Origin of the sequence: Pseudolysinimonas sp. (assembly GCF_031389465.1) — a bacterium.
In the GTDB taxonomy this organism is placed as follows: Bacteria; Actinomycetota; Actinomycetes; order Actinomycetales; family Microbacteriaceae; genus Pseudolysinimonas_A.
In genome coordinates this window covers 1-4152 of the sequence record NZ_JANMSQ010000061.1, presented here as the reverse complement: position 1 = coordinate 4152, position 4152 = coordinate 1, and the positions used below count along the sequence as shown (strand labels likewise).

The following is a 4152-nucleotide window of genomic DNA, read 5'->3' as shown; positions in this document are numbered from 1 at the left end:
AGCTCAAGGTTGGCCTCGTCGCGGGCCACGTCGACGTAATCGCCCACGACGAACCAGTCGTGCGCGTTGAGGTGCACAGCGTGAGCGGCAAAGACCTCCGCATCACCGCTGAGGGTGAGACGCTCGACATCGACCACGCGCAGCTCTCCTGGGAGAACTGGCTCGACGTCTTCCGGAACTTCCGCCCCGGCGCAGCGCGGGCCGACGTCAGCATCCTCGTGCCGCGCGAGGTGTCCCTGAAACTCGGCGTCGTCAGCGCGACCGCTCTGGTGAGCGGCCTCCATGCGGACGCCGACCTGAGCACTGTGAACGGCGATCTCGCGACCGACGGCATTGTTGGCGACCTGCAACTGAACTCGGTGAACGGCGAACTGAGCGCCCGTAACCACCACGGCCGGATCGCCGCGCACACCGTCGGCGGGGACATCACCGCCACCGGGTCGGTGCTTTCGTTCTCAAGCGACGGGGTGAGCGGCAACGTCTTCCTCGACCTTGCGGACACCCCCGACGTCATCAAGGTCAACTCCGTGAGCGGCAACGTCACCGCGCGACTCGAAGCCGACGTTGCGACGTCGTACGCGATCAACACCGTCGCCGGCACGCTGCAGCTCGACGACGCATCCCTGCGGGTGCGCGGAAAGTTCACCGGAAAGACCGGCGTGCTCGAAGGTCGATGGACCGACTTCCGAGCGAACACGGTGAGTGGCGACATCAGCGTGCTGCACGTCGCGCGCGCCGACGCCGCGGCTGGCTCGCCGGCCGAGGCGCCCACGCCGTGAGCCCTCCGGTCTTCGCCCACGGCCACCTGCGCCTGTACCTCCTCAGATTGCTCGTCGACCGCCCGATGCACGGCTACGAGATCATCCAGGCGCTCTCCGACCAGTCGGGCGGCACCTACTCTCCGAGCGCCGGCACCATCTACCCGCGCCTCGGCAAGCTCGAAGAGGAGGGTCTGGTCACCAAGGAGGCCGACGGCCGCAAGACGGTGTACGCGATCACCGACGCCGGGCGCGCCGAACTTGTCGCGCGCGAGCCCGAACTCGATGGCATCGAGACGGAGTTCACCGACTCGGTGCGCCGCCTCGCCGACGAAGTGCGCGCCTCAGTCAACGACGCGATGCGCACGCTGAAAGCCGACCTCGCCGCGGCGGCGCGCGAGGCGAGGTCAGAGGCGATCAACGTCGCGCGCGAGACCACGCGCAACGCCACCAGCGACCCCCGCGTGGCATCCCGGCTTCAGCTGCATGAGGCCGAAGCTGCGCTCACCGAGTTCCGCGGCGACGTGCGGGAGGAACTGCGTGCGGCCGCGGCGTCGGGCACCCTCTCGACCGAGACGGTGACCCTACTGACCACCGGGTTGACCGACCTGCGGCGACAACTCGTTCAGCAGTTGCGCGGCTGACCGGGGCGGTCGGAGCTCAACCGGCGAAGCCGAGCGGGATGTATACATCCTGTACTCGGTCGCCTGCCGCGGTGTGGTCGTTCCGGGTGTACAGCGCGCACGCCACGTCGCGGCAGTCGACCTTGTCGTCGGCGGTCGGTGGCACCTCGAGGTAGGCGGTGAAGGTGCCCGAATCGCGGTCGTCGTACGAGCGGGCGCCGAACAGCCGCCAAGCCCAGGCGTCGTTGATCCAGTTGCTCGGGGCGAACTGGATCGTTCCCTCCTCGACCTCGACGGCCTCCTGGGCGGGCACCCCGCCGAGACACGGGCCGGGTTTCAGGGACGGGTCGTCGGGGATTGCGCAGATCGCGACGTAGATGCCGCGTGCCGGGTCGTAGCCGGTCCCGCTCACCACGAACCTGTCGCCCGGTAACAGGGCAGAAGTGTCGACCGTGCCGCCGGGCTCGACCGCGATGATCTCGATCTGGCGCGTGCGTCCGTCGTCGCCCGTTGCGGTCGCCGCGAGGGGCCACTCCTCGTCGCCGACCTGCTGGTTCGCGTCGCCCTGATCGACGTGCGTGAGGATCGGTACGATCACGATCCCGGTCGCAGTCATGGCGAGCGCGAGTAGGGCGGCGACCGCCCATGGCCACCGGCGTCGCCGCGTTCTCGTCACCGCACGATCATAGGAGTAACGTGTGCGCGTGCCTGATGAGGAGCCTGCCGACAAGTCTCGCGCCGACACTCCCGAGGGCGGCGGGCTGGCCAAACGCCTGCTGATCGGGGAGCCCCTGCCGTCGGACAAGCTCGAGGGTCAACTGCTGCCCAAGCACCTGGCGCTGCCGATCTTCGCGAGCGACCCGCTCTCGTCGGTCGCCTACGCGCCGCAAGAACTGCTGATGATCCTGCTGATCGGCGGGTTCGGGTTCATCGCCTACGGTCCCTGGGTTGCGCTCGCGGTGGTCGTCCTGCTGCTCGTCGTCGTGCTCTCGTACCGGCAACTGATCAAGGCGTACCCGTCCGGCGGAGGCGACTACGAGGTCGCTCGCAAGAACCTCGGCGAGAAGGCTGGCCTCATCGTCGCGGCCGCACTGCTCGTCGACTACGTCATGACGGTTGCCGTGTCGGTCGCCTCGGGCGTCGACAACATCATCTCGGCCCTGCCGTTCCTCGACCCCTACCGGGTCTGGCTCGCGGTCGGGGCCGTCGTCATCCTCGCCGCGATGAACCTGCGCGGCGTGCGCGAGTCGAGCACGGCGTTCGCCATCCCGACCTATCTCTTCATCGGGTCGATCGGCGTCATGCTCGTGACAGCCCTCGTGCGCACTTTGCTCGGTGACGCCCCCATCGCTGAGAGCGTCGACCTGGAGCTCGAGAGCGAGAGTCTCGCCCAGGCGGCGTTCGTGTTGCTCATCCTGCGCGCGTTCGCGAGCGGCTGCGCGGCCCTCACCGGCGTCGAAGCGATCGCCAACGGCGTGCCGGCATTCCGCCGTCCGAAGATCAAGAACGCTCAACGCACCCTCATGATCATGGGCGGTACGGCGATCGTGCTGTTCTCGGGGCTCGTGGCCGTCGCGATCATCACCGGCGTGCGCTACCTCGACTGCACCGAGACTGCCTACGAGGCCGCAGCCGCTTGCACCACTGACCCACAACGCAGCCTCATCGCGCAGATCGCTTCTGCGACATTCGGCGACTTCACCCTGCCGTTCTTCATCGTCCAAGGCGCCACGGCCGCGGTGCTGTTGCTCGCGGCGAACACCGCGTTCAACGGGTTCCCGCTGCTCGGCTCGGTGCTCGCCGCCGACAAGTACGCCCCCAAAGCGCTCTCCACCCGCGGCGACCGGCTGATCTTCAGCAACGGGGTGATCGCCCTCTCGATCACCGCGATCGCCATCCTCGTGGTGTTCCAGGCCGACCTGACCACCCTCATCCAGCTCTACATCATCGGGGTATTCACCGCGTTCACCCTCGGGCAAAGCGGGATGGTCAGGCATTGGATCCGGTTGCTGCGGCGAGGCGCCGACGGACGCGGCGGAATCATCCGCAGCCTGACCATCAACCTCATCGGCGCGACGATGACGCTCAGCGTGCTCATCATCGTGACGATCACGAAATTCACCCACGGAGCCTGGATCGTCTTCGTCGTGATGCCGGTGCTCTGGTTCCTCATGCTGGGCGTGAACCGCTACTACCGGGATGTCGACAAGGAGATCGAGCCCGACGCCGAAACGACGTTCGGTTCGACCGGTGACCACGCGATCGTGTTGGTCGGGCGCGTGCAGAAACCCGTGCTCAAAGCGCTCGACTACGCGATCGCCGCGCGGCACGAGTCGATCGAGGCCGTCCACATCGCGATCGACGACGAGGGGGCCGACCGGCTCGACCTCGAATGGGCGTCGCAGAACATCAAGGTGCCGCTGCACATCCTCGAGTCGCCCTACCGCGACATCAGCGCGCCACTCATCAAGTACCTCAAGGACCGGCGTGCCAAGCACGGCTCCGAGGTGATCACCGTCTACCTGCCGGAGTACATCGTCGGCCACTGGTGGGAGCGCCTGCTGCACAACCACAAGGCGGGACGCATCCGGCACAAGCTGATGCTCGTCCACGGTGTCGCGGTGACGCTCGTGCCGTGGCTGCTCGATTCGTCCGATCTCATCTACGGCCGCCGCTCGCGACCGCTGCCCGGTCAGGATCGTCGTGGCGAGCCGGTGCGACCGAAGCCCGTGAAGCGCGAGCCACACAAGGTGGGGCCCCGCGCCAAGCCG

At 67.6% G+C, this 4152-nt stretch carries 4 protein-coding genes; 3 read left to right on the top strand and 1 reads right to left on the bottom strand.

What is annotated here, in order from left to right; all coding sequences use genetic code 11:
- Both RMO30_RS02400 and RMO30_RS02395 read left to right on the top strand, forming a co-directional pair.
- The coding region (locus tag RMO30_RS02400) for a DUF4097 family beta strand repeat-containing protein (protein ID WP_309709023.1) at positions 1-779 on the top strand (779 nt) is incomplete at its 5' end.
- Positions 776-1402 carry a PadR family transcriptional regulator gene (locus RMO30_RS02395; RefSeq protein WP_309709019.1) on the top strand — a complete coding sequence of 209 codons (627 nt, stop codon included), beginning with the start codon at positions 776-778 and terminating at the stop codon, positions 1400-1402. The genes RMO30_RS02400 and RMO30_RS02395, both read left to right, overlap by 4 nt.
- Positions 1403-1418: 16 nt before the next feature.
- Here the strand turns inward: RMO30_RS02395 and RMO30_RS02390 are convergent, their stop codons facing one another.
- The gene (locus RMO30_RS02390; RefSeq protein ID WP_309709016.1) at positions 1419-2057 is read right to left on the bottom strand and encodes a hypothetical protein; all 639 of its coding nucleotides are present in this window, start codon (positions 2055-2057) and stop codon (positions 1419-1421) included.
- Positions 2058-2157: 100 nt separating this feature from the next.
- On the opposite strand from RMO30_RS02390, the gene RMO30_RS02385 reads away from it, so the two are divergent.
- Positions 2158-4152 (top strand): APC family permease (locus RMO30_RS02385; RefSeq protein WP_309709026.1); only part of this gene is annotated, 1995 nt, incomplete at its 3' end.